This window comes from Flavobacterium coralii, from assembly GCF_019891545.1.
GTDB classification, from domain to species: Bacteria; Bacteroidota; Bacteroidia; order Flavobacteriales; family Flavobacteriaceae; genus Flavobacterium; species Flavobacterium coralii.
The window spans coordinates 155893-177945 of the sequence record NZ_JAHDIU010000001.1 but is presented as its reverse complement, the minus strand read 5'-3'; the positions used below and the strand labels follow the sequence as shown (position 1 = coordinate 177945).

The window sequence follows — 22053 nt, the reverse complement described above, 5'->3', positions numbered from 1 at the left end:
GGAATTGTGCCAGTTATCGTTAAAAGTTAATAATTAGTTGCTAATCATCCCCCTCAAACTCACGCGATTTAGAATATACATGCCATTTTTCAATACACTCCTGCATATCAGCAGGTATATCGGTATCAAAGCGTATAAACTCTTTCGTTACAGGATGTTCAAAACCAAGTGTTTTGGCATGCAGTGCCTGTCGTGGCAGTACTTTAAAGCAGTTCTCTATAAACTGTTTGTATTTAGTAAAGGTGGTGCCTTTAAGTATAATATCGCCGCCATAACGGGCATCGTTAAAAAGGGTATGCCCAATGTACTTCATGTGCACGCGTATCTGGTGTGTGCGCCCTGTTTCGAGCTTGCACGAAACAAGGGTAACATAACCAAAACGTTCTATAACTTTATAATGCGTAACAGCAGGTTTGCCTTCGCTGCCATCGGGGTAAACAGTATTTTGCATCCTGTCTTTAGGGTGGCGGCCTATATGGCCTTCAATAGTACCATTATCCTGCTCTACATTGCCCCATACGAGCGCTATATATTCCCTCTCGCTCGTTTTTTCAGAAAACTGGCGGGTAAGGTGAGCCATAGCCTGCTCGGTTTTTGCAATAACCAAAAGCCCTGAGGTATCTTTATCGATACGATGCACAAGCCCCGGCCTTTCGCTGCTGTTCATGGGCAGGTTCTCAAAATGGTAGGCCAGTGCATTAACCAGCGTGCCGGAATAGTTGCCGTGCCCGGGATGCACAACCATACCTGCCGGTTTGTTTACCACAAGCAGCTGGTCATCTTCATATACAATATCCAACGGAATGTTTTCCGGCTCAAGCAGGTATTCATAAGGCGGGTGCGATAGCAGCACACGCACCACATCATTAGCCTTAACTTTATAATTCGATTTTACAGGAACATCATTAACATAAATGTTACCTGCTGCCGCAGCCTGCTGTATTTTATTGCGGGTAGCGTTCTCTACAAGGTTCATCAGGAATTTATCTACACGCAGGGGTGCCTGCCCCTTGCCTGCTTCAAAACGGAAATGTTCGTACAGCTCATCTTCTTCCTGCTGTTCTATAATGGTATTAGTCTTCAACGGTTTCTGTGTCTTGTGCATTATTGTCTGTATCCTCTTCATCCTCGGTATAGCCGGTTTTACCATCGCCGAGCACAAGGTCTATTTTACTTGCTTTCTTTACCATGTCGCCTGCTTTCAGCTTTTTGCCGTTCTGCGACATTTCAAGCACAACATCTTTAGCCAGGTAAGGCTTGTAGGTTATTTTACCTTCATCCAGCCCGGCGGCTTTTAATGTTGGTAAAGCCTGCCTGTAGGTTTTCTGTACAAGGTCAGGTACACGTATGTCATTATAACCTCCTGCATTTACTTTTATATACACTTTCCTGTTTTCCTTTACGTTAACATTAGGCAGCGGGTCCTGCTGTACTACGCTGTAAGGCGGAAAATCTTTATTAAAATCTACAGTGTCAAGTACTACATATTCAAGATCTATGGCTTCAAGTGTTGTCCCTACCTTATCAACCGACATCTTTGCAAGGTTAGGCACAGGTATTTCCTGTCCGTGGTTGGTAGTGCTGTCCAGCCATTTAAGGGCTGCAAATACTACTATTATAATAATGCCGACAGCTATGCCAAGCTGTATGACAAAAGTTTTGCTCTTCAGGAAATTCTTTAGGCTCATGTATCCACAATTTTGGCAAAGATATAAATAATACCAAACTTATAAGTTTGAATAAATAATGATATTTTTGTGTTTAACAAACCTAACACTAACGCAGGCCAATGAAAAATGTTGCCATCATTATGGGCGGGTACTCCAGCGAGTACCAAATATCAATTAAAAGCGGTAATGTTGTTTATAAATCGCTCGACAGGTCTAAATACCATCCATACAGGGTACATATATTAAAAGAAAAGTGGGTAATGGTTGATGATGATGAAAATGAATACCCTGTAAACAGGCACGACTTTTCTGTAGACCATGACGGGCACAAGGTAACTTTTGATGTGGTTTTTAACGCCATACACGGCACACCGGGCGAAGACGGGCTTATACAGGCCTACCTGGAGTTGCTGGGCATACCGCAAACATCATGCGGGTTTTACCAGGCAGGGCTTACTTTTAACAAGCGCGACCTGCTTAGTGTTTTAAAACCTTATGGCATAAAAACTGCGGTTTCGCATTACATAAATCAGGGTGATGTAATAGATATTGAGAGTATATTAGATAAAGTAGGATTACCCTGTTTTGTAAAGCCGAATAAATCAGGTTCAAGTTTTGGTATTTCTAAAGTTAAAGAGCAGGAAGAATTTATGCCTGCAATAGAGAAAGCTTTTAAAGAGGACAGCGAGATATTAATTGAGAGTTTTCTTGACGGAACAGAAGTTTCGGTAGGTGTTATTAACTATAAGGGCGAAGTTAAGGTACTGCCGATAACAGAAATTGTATCTGAAAATGAGTTTTTTGATTATGAGGCGAAGTATCTGGGGCAGTCGCAGGAAATAACCCCTGCAAGGATAGATGATGATATGAGCGCAAAAGTAGCTGAAATAGCTAAAAAGGTGTACCAGATACTGAAAATGGATGGTTTTTCGCGTAGTGAGTATATAATTGTAAATGGCGAACCACACCTTTTGGAAGTAAACACCGTGCCGGGATTAACCGAAGAAAGTATACTGCCGCAACAGGCACGCGAGGCGGGTATTACCCTGCCTGAACTATTTGATAACGCCATACAACTGGCTTTAAGGAATAAGTAAACTATGAAAACAGCAGTATTTCCTGGGTCGTTTGACCCGATAACATTAGGCCACTATGATATTATAAAAAGAGGCGTTAAGCTATTTGATAAGATAATTGTGGCCATAGGGGTAAATGCCGAAAAGAAATATATGTTCCCCATAGAAGAGCGCAAGCGTTTTATAGAGGAAGCCTTTAAAGACGAGCCTAAAATTGAGGTTATTACCTATGAAGGCTTAACAATAGACCTTTGCCAGAAAGTAGGCGCTAAATTTATATTGCGCGGGCTGCGTAACCCTGCCGACTTTGAGTTTGAAAAGGCTATTGCCCACACCAACCGCGAACTCAGTAAAATAGAAACGGTATTCCTGCTTACGGCTGCGCGTACATCTTACATTAGCTCGAGCATAGTACGCGATGTATTGCGCAATGGAGGCGACTATACCATACTGGTACCTGATTCTGTCAGGGTAAAATAATAAAGTAATGAGAACCCTGCTCCTGCTCCTGCTGCTTATTGTTACGGCAAACCTTTTTGCACAAAAAAATATGTATTTAACGCCATACGAAAAAGGTAACGGTAACCAAACCGCCACTTATAATGAGGTTATTGATTATTTCAAGCAACTGGATAACGATTTTGAAAGCATCAGTATGCAGGAAATGGGACTTACCGATAGTGGTGAGCCATTACATATTGTTATTTATAATCCTGATAAGGTATTTGACTTTGATAGGATAAATAAAGAAAAAGCAGTACTTCTCATTAATAATGGCATTCACCCCGGCGAACCCGATGGCATAGATGCTACAATGATGCTGTACCGCGATTTGGCAACAGGTAAAATTGCAGCGCCAAAGAACACGGCAATTGTGAATATTCCCGTTTATAATATTGGCGGTGCGCTTAACCGCAACTCGCATACCCGCGCCAACCAAAACGGTCCTGAAAGCTATGGCTTTCGTGGTAACGCCCGTAATTATGACCTGAACCGTGATTTTGTTAAGTGTGACACCCGTAATGCACGCAGCTTTGCAGAAATTTTCCATAAAGTGCAACCTGATATCTTTATAGATAATCACGTTAGCAATGGTGCCGATTACCAATATACTCTAACTTATATTGAAACACATCATCAAAAGCTGGGCAGTAAACTCGGCGATTTTTTTACAGATGAAATGATGCCTGAAGTACTGGCTGCCCTTAAAAATAAAGGCATTGAGGCAACGCCTTATGTAAATGTACATGATGACAAGCCGGATGGTGGTTTTGATAAGTTTATGGATCATCCCCGCTACTCTACTGGTTATGCTTCGCTTTTTAATGTGCCGGGCTCTATGCCCGAAACACATATGCTAAAGGAGTATCCGGCACGGGTAAAGGTTACATATGAGTATATGCTGGAATCGTTGCTGTACATAGACAAGAACAGTAAAAAGATAAAAACACTGCGAAACGAAAACCTACAACAGTTTAAGCCTTCGCTTAACTATACACTACAATGGCAGCCGGACCGCGAAAAGGTAACACAATTCCCTTTCCTGGGTTATGAAGGCGGTTATAAAAAGAGTGAAGTTACAGGTGCAGACAGGCTGTATTATGACCGCAGCAAACCATTTAAAAAGGATGTCCCCTATTATACCGAATACAAACCGGTTATAAAAGTTGAAATTCCGGGAGAATATATCATTCCGCAGCAATGGTGGGAAGTAATTGATCTTTTAAAGCTGAACGGCATAAAAATGCAGCAATTAACCAAAGATGCCGAATATAAAGTGGAGAGCTACCGCATTAAAAGCTATGACACCTCACCTTATCCTTATGAAGGGCATTACCCGCACAGCAATGTTCAGATAGAAAAAAGCTATGAAACAGTAAAGTTCAGGAAAGGAGATTATATAGTAAGCACCAGCCAGTCCGGTGTAAAATATATTGTTGAAATGCTCGAACCGCAGGGTGTTGATTCTTTCTTTAATTGGAACTTTTTTGATGCCATCCTGCAACAGAAAGAATATTTTTCTGCTTATGTGTTTGAGGATACCGCAGCGCAACTGCTTAAAGATAATGCAGCCTTAAAAGCACAATTTGAAAAAAAGAAAGCAGAGGATAATAAATTTGCAGCCAGTCCCGAAGCACAACTCGACTGGATATACCGCCACTCTGAATATTATGAGAAATCTCATATGCAATATCCTGTATATCGCAAAATGAAGATGTTGTGAAATTAGAATTCCATCCAAAATTATTCTTTTACTTAACACTCGGTTTTGTACTCGCAACTGTTATCGGTACAATAAGCCATGAAGGCGGGCATTATATTGTTGCCAAATCTTTAGGTTTTAATCCGCACTTAGGCTATGCATACGTAAATTATTCAGATAGCGAAGGCATAGAGGAGGTTAAACAGTATTATAAAGACAACAAAGAGGCAATAAAAGACAAGGATTCGGATAAACGAAAACATTTTGACAAACTCACAGATAAATATTATCCCAAACGATGGGAATCTTTTTTAATAACATTAGGGGGCCCGTTGCAAACTATGCTTACAGGAAGCATAGGTGCACTACTTTTATGGTTCAGGCGAAAAGACATCATAGCAACGGGGATTTCCTTTAAGCAATGGATATTTATATTCCTTGCCTTCTTTTGGTCTCGTGAAGTATTTAACCTGTTTGGTTCAATTCCGGCTTATATAAGTGGCCGTGGCGCAAACCTTCGCGGAGACGAACCAAAACTTGCAAAAATGCTTGGCTGGCCTTCTTGGTCGGTAGCATTGCTTTTTGCATCTATGGGTGCCGTAACACTATTATGGGTAACTTTTTACATCATCCCTAAAAAAGAACGGCTCACCTTTATGCTCGCCGGGCCGCTGGGCGCAGCAATAGGTTGGTGGTTTTGGCTGATAAAATTTGGACCTGTATTACTACCTTAAGAATTCTTAACTTTTAGAAAACACAACTGCAGGTTAAGTTAATGTAGCATTCCATTTTAGTTAATCTTTAATTAAAACACGACACTGATTTTTGTAGCTATTATTAACAAACTACTAAATCATGTTGAACAACTATCTAAAAAAAGCACTTATGTTACTGGCTTTCTGCTTAGTAACATTCGCTGCTACAGCGCAGGATTTGGTGCATTACTGGAACTTTAATTCCGTAAGCAGCACCCTTACAGATGTACCTGCTGATTATTCTCTTATTACGGGGGAAACATCTATAACCTATCCGGGCACAGGCGCCGGTTACATGGACGATGTTTCGGGTGATATACTTAATGCACAAATGGGAGCCGTAGCCGGAAACGGGCTAAGGGTAAGAAACCCAAGCAACACGCGCGACCTGCTTATTGCATTCCCAACAACGGGCTACCAGAATGTTATGGTTACTTTTGCTGTAACAAGAACAGGCTCTGGCGCTACCGAACAATACTATAGTTACAGTATTGATGGTGGTGCTACTTACAGCACTACAGGTTTAACCACAACCACATTTAACCCTACAGAAAGCTATACACTTTCAACAGTAGATTTTTCGGGTATTGCAGGTGTTGCCAACAACCCAGATTTTATCTTCAAGATTAACTTTGGCGGTGCAAACGCTGCCGGTACAAGCGGCAATAACAGGTTTGATAACCTTGCAGTTATGGCTACACCCGTACCATCTGAAACGCTTATTCATTACTGGAACTTTAACACATCAGTGCAGGATGGCGTTACCACTACAGCAGTAGTTTCAGATCTTTCTCTTGTTGCCGGTACTGCACAGATAACCTATCCCGGTACAGGTGCAGGCTATATGGATGGTGTAGATGAAGGCTCACTTTTAAATGCACAAAACGGCGATACAGAGGGTAATGCACTAAGGCCGCGTAACCCAAGTGCATCACGCGATTTTCTTATCGCTTTCCCTACAACAGGTTATGAAAACATAGAGGTTAGCTTTGCCACTACAAGAACAAACTCGGGTGCTACAGAGCAATACTACTCATACAGTTTAGATGGTGGTGCTACCTACACAAGTGCAGGTTTGGCAACAACTACCTTTAACCCTACAACAAGCTTTAGCATAGTAACCCTTGATTTTTCTGGAATTGAAGGTGCTGAGGACAATGCAGATTTTATACTGAAAATAAATTTTGGCGGTGCTAATGCATCAGGTTCAGGTGGTAACAACAGGTTTGATAACATTACAGTTATCGGTACGCCAATGGAAGGTACTACAGATACTACCGCCCCTATGGTTACCATTACACCGGCAAACCTTTCTAATTTCCTTCCGGTAGATGTTATGCCTTCTTTTTCTTTCAATGAAAATGTAAGGATGGCAGATAACACCCCTATTACCTCAGCAAACGCAGCTTCTTTAGTGGAGCTTCGTCTTGAGGATGCTTCGGGCGCTATGGTTCCGTTTACAACTATTTTTGCCGATAACACTATTACAATAACACCTGATGCGGATTTACTTAACGGGCAGCAGTATTATGTAGCCTTACTGCCTAACATGGTAGAAGATTTTAGTGATAATGTTGTTGCAACCGGTCAATCTTCAGTTTTCACCACTATCGCGGTACAAACACAGTTTGCTGCAGGCGATATGGCTGTAGTAGCGTACAGGATGAATGCTTCTTCTACAGAAGATGAAGTGGCGCTAATTACTTTTGTAGATATAGCTCCGGGTACTTTTATATACCTGACTGACTCTAAATACACAACAAATGCACAACCACAGTGTGGCGAAGCCATTATGTGGACTGCCACGCAGTGTGTCCCGGCAGGATCTGTTATTACAATACAAACAGATGCACTACTATCTAATACAGGTACGGTTACAGGTAACAGCTTCGGGCTTAGCTCTGGTGGAGACCAGGTAATCGTCTATACAGGTTCGGCTGCCATGCCAAACTATATTACGGCAATGAGCTCTAATGCATGGCTAACTACCAATACAGAGTGCAGCGGCAGCAATTCTATGCTTCCTGCAGGTTTAGCAGATGGCGTTAGTGCTGTTAACCTTAGCACAGCACCGGGTAATGATGCAGGAAATACTGCCAATGCTTATTATAACGGTACTACAGAAGGTACTCCTGCCGAGCTTAAAGCAGCTATTCTTAACCCTGCTAACTGGGTGGGTGTTGCTGCAGGTACTCCGGCACAAACATGGCCTGTGTGGAACTTCCCAAGCTCTCCAAATGTTCAGGGAATAAGCATTTTAAACAATACTACTATCCAGATTACATTCAATAACGAACTTGAAGCGGCTTCAGCTTCTGATATTGCAAATTATACAGGTATAAATGGCCTTGCAAGTGCTGCTGTAAACGGTAATGTAGTAACACTTACTTATTCATCTGCATTTGAAGGTGGCAGCTCTTATGAACTTACCATCAATAATATTGAAGATGAAGCAGGCCTTACTATGGCTTGTGAATACGTTTACGGCTTTACTTACAATACTGAAATTGCATTCGAATCTGAATTTATTGTAACAGATGAAGCGGCAGGAAGCGTAAACATAGTGCTTAACCTTGCAGGCCCTGCTGCAAGCTCGGTAGATTTAGTACTTAAGGCTGCTCCTTTCAGTACTGCAGACAGTAACGACTTTACGTATACTACTACAACACTTACTTTTACAGGTACAAGCGAGCTTACGCAAACTATAAGCATACCTGTAATTGATGATACAGAGGAAGAGCAACATGCCGAATACTTTGTATTAAGCCTTGAAAACCCTGTAAACATAAATATTACAGGTGAAACATTTGCAACGGTTTACATAAAGGATAACGACCGTATGGCACCTGAGCCAACTCAGGACATAGAGCTTCAGTATGTTGGCAGCTTCGACCCTTCAGGCACTAACTCAAGCACCTGCGAGATCGTGGCTTATGACCCGGCTACAGAAAGGCTTTTTACTACAAGTGCTGTGGCAGGTTTCCTTGATGTAATAGACTTCTCTAACCCTGAGTCTCCGGAAGTAATCAACTCTGTTGACATGAACCCTTATGGCGGCGTTACCAGCGTAGCGGTTAAAAACGGCATGGTAGCCGTGGCTTCTCCAAATGCAGAAGAGCACCTAAACGGTTCTGTAGTATTCTTTAATGCAGAGGGTGTGTTCCAGAGCCAGGTAACTGTTGGCGCACTGCCGGATAATATTACTTTTACTCCAGATGGCACTAAAGTAATTACAGCTAATGAAGGACAACCAAACAGCGACTACAGCATAGACCCTGAAGGTTCTGTAAGTGTAATAGATGTTACAGGCGGTATGGCTAACCTAACCGATGCTGACGTTACCACACTTGATTTTAATGCTTACAATGCACAGGAAACTGCCCTTATAGCTTCGGGTGTAAGGAAACTGAAAGCCGAAAGCACTATGGCACAGGATTTTGAACCTGAATATGTAGCTGTAAGTGCCGACTCACAAAAAGCATGGGTAACACTTCAGGAAAATAACGCTATTGCAGAAATAGACCTGACTAACACAAGCATAGCGGATGTATGGGCACTTGGCACTAAAGATATGAGCCTGCCGGGTAACGGTTTTGATATTTCTGATAACAACGGCGAAATACTTATAGCCAACTGGCCTATAAATGCTTATTATATTCCGGATGCAGTTGCCACATACAGTGTTAACGGTGTAAACTATATTGTAACCGCTAACGAAGGTGACGAAAAAGAGTATGATGGTTTTGAAGAAAGGACAACCATTGGCAACAACGGCTATGTACTTGATGCTGCTGAGTTCCCGCAAGCTGCAATGCTTAAAAAGAGCCACAACGCCGGCAGGATGAGGGTTACCAATCTTGATGGTGACACAGACAACGACACCCAATTTGAGGAAATATACTGTGTAGGTTCACGCTCATTCTCTATATTCAATGCTGATACTAAACAAATAGTGTTTGACAGCGGTGATGATTTCGAGATGTACACTGCAATGACTCCTGCTTTCAATCCTATATTTAATGCAGATAGTGAAGATAACGACCAAAAAGGCCGTAGCCGTGCCAAAGGCCCTGAGCCGGAAGGTGTAACGGTAGCTACTATCCTGAACCGTACTTTTGCCTTTATAAGCCTTGAAAGGATTGGCGGCGTTATGGTTTATGACATTACCGACCCTGCAAATGCAGTATTTACCGATTATAAGAACAACAGGAGCACTACAGCCTATGAAGGTGACCACGGCCCGGAAGGCATCACTTTTATCAATGATACTGAAAGCCCTGACGGCAAGAATTATATAATTGTAGCTAACGAGATAAGCGGTACGCTTACAATATATGAGGTAGATGTTACTAACCTTAACACGGGCGATTTTACAGCCCTGCCAAAAACCTTTAATGTGTTCCCTAACCCATCGGTACAGGGAGTGGCTTACTTTAACCGTGCTGCCGATATTGAAGTTTATGATATAAACGGCAAACTGCTGCACACCGAAAAGCAGGCGCTTAAGCTTGATACTTCTGCAATGGCATCAGGTATTTACCTTATCAGGACACAAGAAGGTATTGTAAAGAAACTTATTGTAAAATAATGTTTTTTGTGACTTGTTTTTGATTTTTATATCCTGCCCTACCGGGCAGGATTTTTTTTAACTTTACAAACCATAAGCCTGACTATGGAAAAACTTATAAGCCCTATATACCTCTTTTGGATACTGCTGCTTCTTGCTTTGGTACTAAATGCAATGAAACGCAAAAAAACAGCGCGGCTGTTGGTAATAATTGCTATTACAGAACTTTTTATCTTTTCTGTAAGCCCGTTGCCGATATGGCTTATGCGTAACCTTGAGCAGCAATACAAACCGCTTGATACACCACAGGTACCGGAAGGCACTCCAATTATAGTACTGGGCGGAGGCCATGTGAACGACAGTTCACTTTCTGCAAGTCATTGCCTTTCAGGTATTGCACGTTCCCGGTTAATGGAGGGTGTCCGTATTTACAATAAGATGAACAGGTGTAGATTCATAACCTCGGGTTATGCGGAAGGTAATAAAGTATCCCAAGCCGAACTAATGGCACAGACAGCCATTGCCTTAGGCGTTAAAGCAGATGACAGTATAATGCTACTGCAACCCAAAACAACATGGGAAGAAGCTATGGCTGTAAAAAAATATGCGGGAAAAGATAAAAAAATAATAGTAGTTACAAGTGCTTCGCACATGCCGCGCGCCATACAAACATTTAAGCAGGCAGGGCTAAACCCTGTAGCGGCTCCTGCCGATTATTACATTAAGCACGATGCTGAAAGTATGCTTTACACTTGGTCGCCTTCGGCACAAAAAATTACTTATACAGAAAAAGCAATGCACGAATATCTGGGCATGCTGTATTACAAATGGTTTAAATAATAAACCTGCGACACCGCCGCAGGTTTATTATTATATATTATTACGAGAAGCTTATATTCCCGCTATTTCTTTTATTTCATTGATTATGCGCTCTGCAAGGGCATCTGCCTTGGCCTGTGTTGGCGCTTCGGTATAGATACGTATAATCGGCTCTGTGTTCGATTTACGCAGGTGTACCCATTCATCGGCAAAGTCTATTTTGACACCGTCAACAGTACTTACTTTTTCATCAATATACTTGCCTGCCATACCTTCCAGAATGGCATCTACATTTATTTGCGGTGTAAGCTCTATCTTATTTTTGCTCATGTAGTACTGCGGGTAAGATGCCCTTAGCGCTGCAACCGACTGTATGTTATTTTGGGCAAGATAGGTTAAGAACAAAGCAACACCCACAAGCGCATCGCGCCCGTAGTGCAGTTCAGGGTAAATGATACCGCCGTTACCTTCGCCGCCTATTATAGCATTATTCTTTTTCATCAGCTCTACCACGTTTACCTCGCCTACGGCACTGGCCTCATAGCTGCCGCCATGCTTTTCGGTTATGTCGCGCAGCGCGCGCGATGATGACATATTGCTTACCGTGTTACCCGGTGTTTTGCTGAGTACATAATCGGCACAGGCCACAAGCGTATATTCTTCACCAAACATTTCGCCGTCGTCAGATATAAACGCAAGCCTGTCAACATCAGGATCTACCACAATACCAAAGTTAGCTTTCTCATCTGTTACCAGCTTGCATATATCGCCCAGGTGCTCTTTTAAAGGCTCCGGGTTGTGCGGAAAATGTCCGTTTGGTTCACAGTACAGCTTTACCACCTCTACCCCCATCTGCTCCAGCAGTTTCGGGATTATAATACCTCCCGATGAATTTACGCCATCTACCACCACTTTAAAACCGGCAGCTTTTACAGCCTCAGTATTAACAAGCGGCAGGTTAAGTACCTCATCAATATGAATATCCATGTAGGCATCATTCTGTGTTACTTCACCTAAATTGTCAACATCGCTAAAGTCAAAAGCTTCGGCTTCGGCTATTTTAAGTATTTCGGCACCATCGGCACCACTCAAAAATTCGCCTTTTTCATTCAGCAGCTTTAGTGCATTCCACTGTTTAGGATTGTGGCTGGCAGTAAGTATAATACCACCGTCGGCTTTTTCAAGCGGTACGGCAACTTCAACGGTTGGCGTTGTAGAAAGCCCTAAATCCACCACATTTATACCAAGGCCCACCAAAGTATTCATTACAAGGTTGTGTATCATGGGGCCCGAAATACGGGCATCGCGGCCTATAACAACGGTTACTTTATCTTTTCCTGAGTGTTTTTTTAGCCAGGTACCATAGGCAGATGCAAATTTTACAGCATCTACGGGTGTAAGGTTGTCGCCGGTTTTACCGCCAATTGTTCCCCTGATACCTGAAATAGATTTGATTAACGTCATAATTCTGTTGGTTTTTCGGTTAACGCAAATATAAGGCTTAGCACAAATTTTAACATTATGAAAGCTTTACTTTTTCTGTAAAATTAAGCAATGTTGCAGTTGCATTTTGCAGCCATAAAACAATTCACTACATTGGGAGTATGAATTTCCTCGCACATATTTACCTTTCGGGCGATAACAACCTGCTTAAAATCGGCAACTTTATTGCCGATGGCATACACGGGCAACCGCCTGAAGATTTGCCTGAAGAGGTAAAAAAAGGCATTGTGCTGCACAGGTTTATAGATACCTATACTGATGCACACCCCGTTTTCAGGCAGAGTACAAAAAGGCTGCACCCCTATTATCACCACTATTCGGGAGTGATAATTGATATTTTTTATGATCATTTTCTGGCAAAGAACTGGAATGAGTATCATAGTGAATCGTTGCAGGACTATACAAATGGTTTCTATACGCTTTTACAGGAAAACGAAACTATACTCCCTGAAAAAACAAAAGGCATGGTACCTTACATGATTAAACAGGACTGGCTGGGCAGCTATGCAAGTGTAGAAGGTATTGGGGGAATCTTAAAACAGATGGACAGGCGCACCGCAAATAAATCGGGTATGGGGAATGCTGTTAAACAGCTTACAGAATTTTATGAGGATTTTGAAGAAGAGTTCAGGGTATTCTTTGAAGACCTGCGGCAATATGTCAAAGAAAAAACCAGCAAAATATGACAGGCTTTATCGGCAGACTACAATCGGTTTTTCAGGAAAATACATCTGCTGAAAATGCAGGAGCCATGCAGAAGTATATGAAGGATAATTTTCCTTTTCTGGGCATAAAGACTGATTTGCGGAGAGCTTTACTGAAGCAGGTTTGGCAGGAGCATAAAGATGAAGTGTCTCAACATCCGCGTGAACTGGCAAAACAGCTTTATGCCCTACCGCAACGTGAATATCATTACTGCGCTATTGAAATACTGATAAAAGAACTCAAAAAGAAATACCGTAAAGAAGATGTAGTGCTAATTGAATTTCTGATTGTGACACACTCCTGGTGGGACAGCGTAGATGTACTTGCCAAATATATGCTTGGTGACTATTTGAAGCAATACCCTCATGAAACCCATTTAGTAATACAAAGGTTCTCAGATTCAGAAAATATGTGGCTTAACCGTAGTGCTATACTATTTCAGCTTGGTTATAAAAAAACTACTGATATGCATATCCTTTTCAGCGAATGTTTAAAGCACAAACATTCTAAAGAGTTTTTTATTCAGAAAGCTATTGGCTGGGCGCTTCGCGAGTATGGTAAAACCAATCCCGAAGCTGTACGTAATTTTGTAAACGAAGCCGGACTGAAGCCCTTAAGTAAGCGCGAAGCTTTAAAAAATCTGTAAAACCTGCTGTATTTTTTTTAAATGAAGTAACTTCGCAATCTGTACAATTTATCTAACTTTTCACGATAACAGATGCTTAACCGTAACGTTTCAAAAGTCCGCTTGTTCTTCCGGAACAATGTCCGCCGCGTTGAAACTTTATTTTTTATTATTAAGAGCCTCCTTAGCGAAAGGCAGTTTATCTATGTTTCTGCCGTACTGGTGTCTGTATCTACTGCATTTGCGGTTATTGTGCTTAAGGGGTTTGCACACAATGTATTTCTTTTTGCAAATTATATAAACGGCTATTTAAAGCTGCCATACATTAACAGCCTTTTGCCTATTGTTGGTATAATTCTCACTGTTTTTGTGGTACGCAAGGTTTTAGGTGGTAAAATAGAAAAAGGCAGCTCCCGCATATTGTATGCCGTTGCCAAGCGGGGTGGTATTATGCCCAGAAAGCAAATGTATGCGCAGATTGTAACAAGCTCATTAACGGTTGGTCTTGGCGGTTCGGCGGGGCTTGAATCACCCATTACCATTACCGGGGCAGCGTTCGGCTCTAACTTTGCCCAAAAATACAAGCTAAGCAAGAAAGACAGGATATTACTTTTAGCATGTGGTGTGGCTGCCGGTATAGCAGCAGCATTTAATGCGCCTATAACCGGTGTACTTTTTGCCATAGAAGTTGTACTAGCAGATGTTAGCATAACCGCATTTATACCGATAATGATATCGGCTGCTACTGGCGCCATAGTATCAACCGTTGTGCTTAATGAAGAAGTATTGCTCTCATTCCGCCAACAGCATTCTTTTGATTACCATAACATTCCCTACTACATTCTTTTAGGCATACTGGGTGGGCTGGTATCGGTTTACCATGCCCGTAAATTCCAGAAGATAGAAGCCCATTTTGCTAAAATGCGCAATGGCGATTACCGTAAAGCACTTTATGGCGCACTGCCGCTTGCAGCACTAATATTTTTACTGCCCACGCTATTTGGCGAAGGTTATGAAAGCATAAAAGTTTTGGCAAACCCCAACCCGGAAGCATTACTTAATAATACCGTTTTAGAAGAGTTTAAACACAACGGCTGGGTTTTACTTGCTTTTGTAGGTGTTACTATGCTGGTAAAGGTATATGCAACAGGGCTTACACTTTCCAGCGGGGGTAATGGTGGTAACTTTGCACCGTCTTTATTTGTGGGGAGCTATCTCGGTTTTTTTGTTGCCAAGTTTGTACACCTTATAGGGCTTGACAGGGATTTACCTGTCGGTAATTTTACAATAGTGGGTATGGCGGGCATACTTAGCGGGCTGTTTCATGCACCACTTACAGCCATCTTCCTTATTGGTGAAATTACAGGCGGCTACAACCTGATGCTGCCGCTTATGATAGTGTCATCTGTAAGCTTTGCCGTATCGAAACAGTTCGAAAAACACTCTATGGACATTAAGCACCTTGCCGAAGAAGGCCAGGTATTTACCAGCGATAAAGACCGTAACATACTTTCGAGCATCGACCTGCTGAGCGTGGTAACAACCGATATAAAAACGATACAGACAACGCATAAGCCCGATGATGTTATTAACCTGCTCTCTACCACCAGCCAAAATATTTTTGCCGTTACAGACGAAAAAAACAGGCTCATAGGCATTGTAGATTTTAACTCGATAAGGCATCTGGTTTTTAGTCCTTTTAAGATTAAATACAGTAAGCTGGAAGAAATGATAGCCTCACCGCGCGAGGTAGTTTCTATTGAAGATTCTGTTGAAAGCATCATGGAAAAATTTGATGCTGCGGGAACTGATTACCTGCCCATTCTTAAAGATGAGCGTTACTACGGTTTTGTATTTAAATCTAAAATACTGGAAGCCTACCGCCAAAAGCTGAAGGAAATAGTTATTGAATAAAACTGCTGCAAAACAAACGTTTAAGTTACGTTAAACTGCAACGCGCTGCCATAATGGTTTAATACTTTTACAGTACAACTTATGGCAATGGAAAACCAACAAACTTTTGATGTAATTATTATAGGCGGAAGCTACGCAGGGCTTTCCGCAGCGCTTGCGCTGGGGCGCTCACTGCGCAATGTACTGGTTATTGATAATGGCAACCCCTGCAACGCCCAGGCACCTGAATCGCATAACTTTATCACACAGGATGGTGAAACGCCGTTTACCATACGCGAAAAAGCAAAAGCACAGGTTAAAAACTATCCAACCGTTCATTTTCTAGAAGACACAGTAACTGATGCTTTTGAAGAGGGTAATAGTTTTACTGTATCGACGAAAGCAAACAGCAGCTTTACTGCTAAAAAACTATTATTTACTACCGGGATTATAGATACCCTACCCAAAATAGAAGGCTTTGCCGAATGCTGGGGCAAAAGCATACTGCACTGCCCCTACTGCCACGGGTATGAAGTGGCGGGCAAAAGGCTTGGCGTTATCGGCAATGGCGATATGGGCTTTGAAATGGCTAAAACCATTTGCCACTGGGCCGGCGAACTTACATTGTTTACCAACGGCACCAGCACACTAAGTGATGAGGAGGTTTTATTGCTTAACAACCATAACGTTAAAGTGGTTGAAAATGAAATATGCGCTATAGCGCATAATAACGGATATGTAACCCAGCTTACTTTTGAAGATACTGAACCCGAGTATATAGATGCACTGTTCACACAACTACCCTTTATACAACAATGTTCTATTCCTGAAAAAATGGGCTGTGAGTTTAACGAGCATGGTTTTGTACAGGTGAGCAAAACTATGGAAACCTCTGTACCCGGAGTATATGCGGCAGGCGACTGCCTAACGCTGTTCCGCTCTGTGGCTAATGCTGTTGCTGCGGGTAACAAAGCCGGGGCAACCATCAATAAGCAATTTATTGCCGAGGCTTTTAAGCTTGAAAAAGTAAAAGCATAAAAGGGGGCTGTCTCAAAAGTGTCATTCTGAACGAAGCGATAGCGAAGTGAAGAATCTTAAATAGTTGATTTCGTTAAGATTCCTCCTATCGTCGGAATGACAAAATGCTGGTAAAAGCACTTTTGAGACAGCCCCTTTATATAGTTTAGATTTCTCCATTTCAGTCGAAATGGAAATACACTTAAATAATAATCTTTAAATGTGTAAGATTACTTGTTTCCCTTTTCGTAATCAGCAATAAACTGTGCAAGGCCAGAGTCAGTAAGCGGGTGCTTTAAAAGCCCCGTGATGGCGCTAAGCGGCCCGGTCATAACATCGGCACCAATCTTGGCACAGTTTACGATATGCATAGTATGGCGAACCGAAGCAGCAAGTATCTGTGTCTCGAATGCGTAGTTATCATATATCTGGCGTATCTCGTCTATCAGGTTAAGCCCATCGGTAGAAATATCATCAAGACGGCCTATAAAAGGAGAAACATAAGTAGCACCTGCTTTTGCTGCAAGCAATGCCTGCCCTGCGCTAAACACAAGGGTCACATTTGTTTTAATACCACGGTCGGAAAAATACTTAGCTGCTTTTACACCATCCTGTGTCATTGGTAGTTTAACTACTATCTGCTCGTGCAGTTCGGCAAGCTCCTCGCCTTCCTTAACCATGCCTTCAAAATCTACAGCATTTACTTCGGCACTTACATCGCCTTCCACTATATTGCAAATATCTACATAGTGCTTAAGGATGTTGTTTTTACCTGTTATACCCTCTTTTGCCATAAGCGAAGGGTTTGTGGTAACACCATCTAAAACACCAAGTGCCTGTGCTTCCCTTATCTGGTCGAGGTTAGCTGTATCAATAAAAAATTTCATATTGTAAAAATTATGTTGTTTCTGTTTAAAAACGGTAACATGCCGATAGACCTACATCAAACCTGTTTACGGAACGCATATCATCATCCAGCAAACCAATATTAGCATCATAATTACCCGGGCCTGTTACATTTAATCCGAATACTATACCCGTTGTATAGCTGATTTTGGGGCCTATTACAAAATTATCAATAATTTCATACCTGTAGCTTAAAGAACTTAAAAAGCCGATACCGCCACCCCTTATTTCATAAAGCTCAGGATAGTAAGCATCTTCCTTATAACGAATGTAACCGATAGCCTGCTCAATGTTAAACTCATGGCGGGTATTTTCAGGCAGCCTGAAGTTAACCATATAAGACGGTGCATATAACGAAACGCTTACCTCATTCCTTACATCAGTTATGCCGATAGGTTCATAATCATTGCCCGGTGCATAAGCATATACATTACTCGTTTCCATATCGGTTGAATAGTTGGTATATACAAAACCGATACAGTTGTAATTATCCAGTTTGTAATACAGGCTGACATCTAATGTAAGCCCCCTGTTATTTTCGCGGCGGTAATCCCTCTCCCAGTCATTGTAGTATTCGTAACTCCCGGAAAACCCAATGCCATAATGAACACCAAAATTTAACAGGAAGCCTTCCTGGCTTTCTGTATAATCCTGTGCCGTAGCCGTAAATGTACCTGCTGCCATGAGCACCAGCGATAGTAAAATTTTTCTCATTTGTGTTTTAATTGGTTGACGGCCGCAAAACTACAATTTATAATGATTCATCAGCAATTTTTCGTACACCTTGTCCGGCAATATTCTTTTAAGCACAATAGAAAACTTTTGCATGAAGGCACCCACCTTATAATGTACTTTCGGGTTAGGGTCTTTCATAATGGCATAAACCGCTTCTGCCATTTCATTTGGGTTGCTGCCGGAGGTTACATGCTCATTCATCATTTGCAGGGTACGCCCGTAGCTTTCCTCGTAAGCCGAACCCTTAACAAGCGGTGCATGGTAACGCCTGTCGGCAATATTAGTGGCAAAATCGCCCGGTGCAACATTGGTAATGGTAATGCCAAAACTTTTAACCTCCATACGCAGTGCCTCGGTTATCAGTTCAAGCGCGCCCTTAGAAGCCGAATATACACTGCGGTAGGGCAATCCCATATATCCGGCAATAGACGTTACATTGATTATAAGCCCAAACTTCTGGCTGCGCATGTGTGGCAAAACAGCCTTCATCACTTCTATCGGGCCAAAAAGGTTGGTTTCAAAATTATTCTTTATTTCAGATGCAGGTATTTCCTCAAGCGGACCCGTTATGCCCACGCCTGCATTATTTATAAGTACATCTACCCTGCCTTCAAGTTGTATTAGCTCTGCAATGGCTGCCTTTATGCTTTCGGCATCACGAACATCCAGCTTTATGAGCGGAAAAGGAGTACCTTCTACATTTTCAGGGTTACGGCTTGTGCCATATACGGTATAACCTTTATCTTTAAGAAATGTGCCTATAGATTTGCCCAAACCGGAGGAGCCTCCTGTAATCAGTACTACTTTTTTTTCCATTGCAGCGCGTTTTTGTAATGTCCAAAAATAAAAAAATCTCCGCGTGGGAGACCTCATCAAATAAAACAAAAAATGGCAAGCGACCTACATCGCACCGCTACAACCGCATACCTTTGCTGTGTTCCCACCCTGGAGGATTCTGCAGGAGCTGGTCGTGTAGGACTTGCCGGTGCAAAGATACTATATTTTTATATTTTTGCAAGGCAATTGGCGTTTTAAGAATACAATTGTATATTGCTTTACCTATAAATACAACCATGAAAACACTTAAAGTATTAGCTTTCATTTCGTTGGCAGCAGCACTAAATTCGTGTAAAGATGACGAAACAGTAAAAAATAATTTATTCAGCATAGATACTTCTGCCATGAAGCAGCAATACCAGCCGCAGGAAACACTTTCATTAAAGCTGGTAAACGCTAAAAATAAAGAAATTGATTCTGTTGCCTATTTTATAAATGACACAAGGGCAGGCTCTGTGAAAGGAAATGCGCCGCTTGATATCGCCTTGAACGGAAAAAAGTTTGGTTACCAGAATATAAAAGCGGTTGTATATTATGATGGAGATAATGCTGAAACAACAGGGCGTATAGAACTTGTAAGCGATGTGAAACCCGAACTGCTGGAATATGAAATTGTAAATGTATATCCGCATGATATACAAGCCTATACACAGGGGCTTGAGTTTTACCGTGACACACTTTATGAAGGGACAGGGCGTTACCAACACTCCAGCCTGCGCAAAGTAAACTATAAAACCGGAGAGGTTTACAAGAAAGTTGAACAGGAAGACAGGTATTTTGGCGAAGGTATAACAGTTATCAATAACAAGGTGTACCAGCTTACCTGGCGCGAAAAAACCGGCTTTATATATGATGCCGATACTTTTGAGAAGATTAAAGAGTTCAACTATTTTAAAGATATTGAGGGCTGGGGATTAACCAATGATGGCACACACCTGTACCAAAGCGACGGCACCGAAAAGATATGGAAGCTGGACCCTGAAACGCTAAAAGAAGTTGACTACGTAAATGTATATACCAACAACAGCAAAATTAAGGCGGTTAACGAGTTGGAATGGATTGACGGTAAAATATATGGCAATGTTTACCAACAGGATGCTATTGCTATTATAAACCCAGCTACGGGTGCTGTAGAGCACATTATCAACTTTACAGAACTAAAACAGCAGGTTACCAAGCACCCTGATCTTGATGTACTTAATGGTATTGCCTACAACCCAAAAACAAAAACAATTTTTGTAACCGGTAAAAACTGGGATAAGATGTTTGAAATAAAAATCAAACAGTAGTAGTTAATCCGTGCTTCGCATTTGTTTTATCCTGTGGCTAATTATAAACACTAAAAAAACAGCAAGGGGCGTATATTTAAAGAAGCTGCTAAGTAAACGTTGTGTATCAGAAGAGAAAGTAAAATTTCTCATCACAAGATATTCTATCAGCATGAAGCCAGCAATAAGAAGTATAAACTGAAATAGCCTTGTAAAGAAATAGCCTATTGCCCTGATGATTTCTTTAATCACTTCCACAGTTTTAGCTTTTCATCAAAATTAATAAAAAAAGCCTCCCGCACAAAACAGGGAGGCTTTCGTCTAAAATATATATAAAAACGGGGGGATACACTATTTATGCATCAACACAGTGTCAACAACGTGTATAACACCATTGCTTTGGTTTACATCTGCAATGGTTATTTTAGCTTTACCGCCTTTTTCATCTATTACCACAAGGTCTTTGCCCTCCATTTTAAATACCAGTTTACCTCCCTGTACAGTTTTGGCTTCATAGGTACCGCCGTTCTTTTTAATGGCAGCCATTATATCGGCAGCACTCCAGTTACCTGCTACAACATGATACGTAAGCACACCCTGAAGCATAGGCTTGTTTTCCGGCTTTAAAAGTGTCTGCACAGTACCGGCAGGCAGTTTATCGAAAGCGGCATTAACAGGTGCAAAAACAGTAAAAGGGCCTTTACCCTGAAGTATTTCTACCAGCCCGGCTGCTTTTACGGCTGCAACAAGCGTAGTGTGGTCTTTAGAGTTTACGGCGTTTTCTATAATATTTTTAGAAGGATACATGGGCGCACCACCCACTGTTTTTGCTTTTTGTGCAAAAGTAGTTGTGCCGCACATTAGCGTGAATGCAAAGATTGCCGCAGATAAAAATTTCAGAGTTTTCATAATTGATTGCTTTTAAGTTATAGCATCATATACGTTGACTCAAATTGTACAGTTTTAAGGCTAAAACAGATTTTAGAAAAATTTAACTATTGAAATTTAAAGAATAAAGAATCCTGAATTATCGCATTTTGTAAAAAAACAGCTTTAGGTGTAGTTCCGTACCTCACGCACCCGCTGTTTAAATTTATATGCTTACTTAAAATAAGACCTAAATCTTCATTTAAATAGTAATTTGCAGAACCAGATTCTACAGTAGTTTGTTTTTTGTATTTACATTTCCTTATTTCGTATACAGTATCCTTATAACGAATAAACTTTGAAGCTGAAGGGTTAAGTACATACCGGTTAAAAAGCATTGAATCTTTTTTAAATTGTAATGTATCATGAAAACTTGCCGGCGCATCATAGATAAACATAATACCATTTTTATAATAATATTTATCAACTGTTAAGTCTAACAATTTAGCTTCCTTATCGTTTAAAATATTATGTTCAAATTCGTAACTATCCTGTCTGTATAATTTGAATGTATCCACTAAATGTTACTCTTCTTAAAGGATTTGTC

19 protein-coding genes and 1 other RNA gene are annotated in these 22053 nt (G+C 41.4%); 11 read left to right on the top strand and 9 right to left on the bottom strand.

Annotated features, from left to right (window positions below; all coding sequences use genetic code 11):
* Positions 1–40 precede the first annotated feature (40 nt).
* On the bottom strand, positions 41–1105 hold the full coding sequence (locus KJK34_RS00795; protein ID WP_223052305.1) for an RluA family pseudouridine synthase: 1065 nt from the start codon (positions 1103–1105) through the stop codon (positions 41–43).
* Positions 1074–1688, bottom strand: a complete 615-nt coding sequence (locus KJK34_RS00790) for a PASTA domain-containing protein (RefSeq protein WP_223051943.1) — start codon at positions 1686–1688, stop codon at positions 1074–1076. Before KJK34_RS00790 ends, KJK34_RS00795 begins: the two co-directional genes overlap by 32 nt.
* Positions 1689–1789: 101 nt before the next feature.
* Here KJK34_RS00790 and KJK34_RS00785 point away from each other — a divergent pair, with 101 nt between their 5' ends.
* The 6 genes from KJK34_RS00785 to KJK34_RS00760 all read left to right on the top strand — a co-directional run bounded on the left by KJK34_RS00785 (position 1790) and on the right by KJK34_RS00760 (position 11111).
* Positions 1790–2767 carry a D-alanine--D-alanine ligase gene (locus KJK34_RS00785; protein ID WP_223051942.1) on the top strand — a complete coding sequence of 326 codons (978 nt, stop codon included), beginning with the start codon at positions 1790–1792 and terminating at the stop codon, positions 2765–2767.
* A gap of 3 nt (positions 2768–2770) precedes the next feature.
* Entirely contained in the window at positions 2771–3226 is a 456-nt protein-coding gene (coaD, locus tag KJK34_RS00780) for a pantetheine-phosphate adenylyltransferase (RefSeq protein ID WP_223051941.1), read from the top strand.
* Positions 3227–3233: 7 nt separating this feature from the next.
* Positions 3234–4970 (top strand): M14 family metallopeptidase, encoded by a 1737-nt coding sequence (locus tag KJK34_RS00775; RefSeq protein WP_223051940.1) that lies wholly within the window; start codon positions 3234–3236, stop codon positions 4968–4970.
* Positions 4967–5683, top strand: coding sequence for a hypothetical protein (locus tag KJK34_RS00770; protein WP_223051939.1), 717 nt, complete (start codon positions 4967–4969; stop codon positions 5681–5683). The genes KJK34_RS00775 and KJK34_RS00770 overlap by 4 nt, the downstream gene beginning before the upstream one ends.
* A gap of 121 nt (positions 5684–5804) precedes the next feature.
* The gene (locus KJK34_RS00765; RefSeq protein ID WP_223051938.1) at positions 5805–10292 is read left to right on the top strand and encodes a choice-of-anchor I family protein; all 4488 of its coding nucleotides are present in this window, start codon (positions 5805–5807) and stop codon (positions 10290–10292) included.
* A gap of 84 nt (positions 10293–10376) precedes the next feature.
* The gene (locus tag KJK34_RS00760; protein WP_223051937.1) at positions 10377–11111 is read left to right on the top strand and encodes a YdcF family protein; all 735 of its coding nucleotides are present in this window, start codon (positions 10377–10379) and stop codon (positions 11109–11111) included.
* Between the two features lie 51 nt (positions 11112–11162).
* Here the strand turns inward: KJK34_RS00760 and glmM are convergent, their stop codons facing one another.
* Positions 11163–12554, bottom strand: a complete 1392-nt coding sequence (gene glmM, locus KJK34_RS00755; RefSeq protein ID WP_223051936.1) for a phosphoglucosamine mutase — start codon at positions 12552–12554, stop codon at positions 11163–11165.
* 140 nt (positions 12555–12694) lie between these two features.
* On the opposite strand from glmM, the gene KJK34_RS00750 reads away from it, so the two are divergent.
* The 4 genes from KJK34_RS00750 (at position 12695) to KJK34_RS00735 (ending at position 16854) form a co-directional block, all read left to right on the top strand.
* Positions 12695–13279, top strand: coding sequence for an acyl carrier protein phosphodiesterase (locus KJK34_RS00750; protein ID WP_223051935.1), 585 nt, complete (start codon positions 12695–12697; stop codon positions 13277–13279).
* A complete protein-coding gene (locus KJK34_RS00745; RefSeq protein ID WP_223051934.1) occupies positions 13276–13944 on the top strand; it encodes a DNA alkylation repair protein in 669 nt (222 codons plus the stop codon). Before KJK34_RS00750 ends, KJK34_RS00745 begins: the two co-directional genes overlap by 4 nt.
* 72 nt (positions 13945–14016) lie before the next feature.
* On the top strand, positions 14017–15837 hold the full coding sequence (locus KJK34_RS00740) for a chloride channel protein (RefSeq protein ID WP_223051933.1): 1821 nt from the start codon (positions 14017–14019) through the stop codon (positions 15835–15837).
* 87 nt (positions 15838–15924) lie between these two features.
* Positions 15925–16854 (top strand): NAD(P)/FAD-dependent oxidoreductase, encoded by a 930-nt coding sequence (locus KJK34_RS00735; protein WP_223051932.1) that lies wholly within the window; start codon positions 15925–15927, stop codon positions 16852–16854.
* 209 nt (positions 16855–17063) lie between these two features.
* Here the strand turns inward: KJK34_RS00735 and fsa are convergent, their stop codons facing one another.
* From fsa to ffs, 4 genes are all read right to left on the bottom strand, one after another.
* The gene (gene fsa / locus KJK34_RS00730; RefSeq protein ID WP_223051931.1) at positions 17064–17720 is read right to left on the bottom strand and encodes a fructose-6-phosphate aldolase; all 657 of its coding nucleotides are present in this window, start codon (positions 17718–17720) and stop codon (positions 17064–17066) included.
* Positions 17721–17745: 25 nt separating this feature from the next.
* Entirely contained in the window at positions 17746–18453 is a 708-nt protein-coding gene (locus KJK34_RS00725) for a hypothetical protein (RefSeq protein ID WP_223051930.1), read from the bottom strand.
* A gap of 30 nt (positions 18454–18483) precedes the next feature.
* Positions 18484–19290, bottom strand: a complete 807-nt coding sequence (locus tag KJK34_RS00720; RefSeq protein WP_223051929.1) for an SDR family oxidoreductase — start codon at positions 19288–19290, stop codon at positions 18484–18486.
* 70 nt (positions 19291–19360) lie between these two features.
* Positions 19361–19459: signal recognition particle sRNA small type (ffs, locus tag KJK34_RS00715), an RNA gene on the bottom strand.
* Between the two features lie 88 nt (positions 19460–19547).
* On the opposite strand from ffs, the gene KJK34_RS00710 reads away from it, so the two are divergent.
* Complete coding sequence (locus KJK34_RS00710) at positions 19548–20600, top strand: glutaminyl-peptide cyclotransferase (RefSeq protein WP_223051928.1); 1053 nt, start codon at positions 19548–19550, stop codon at positions 20598–20600.
* Between the two features lie 330 nt (positions 20601–20930).
* On the opposite strand, the gene KJK34_RS00705 is transcribed toward KJK34_RS00710, so the two are convergent.
* Positions 20931–21488: a fasciclin domain-containing protein gene (locus KJK34_RS00705; protein ID WP_223051927.1), complete on the bottom strand. Its 558-nt coding sequence runs from the start codon at positions 21486–21488 to the stop codon at positions 20931–20933.
* Positions 21489–21574: 86 nt separating this feature from the next.
* Entirely contained in the window at positions 21575–22024 is a 450-nt protein-coding gene (locus tag KJK34_RS00700) for a hypothetical protein (protein WP_223051926.1), read from the bottom strand.
* Between the last annotated feature and the right edge of the window lie 29 nt (positions 22025–22053).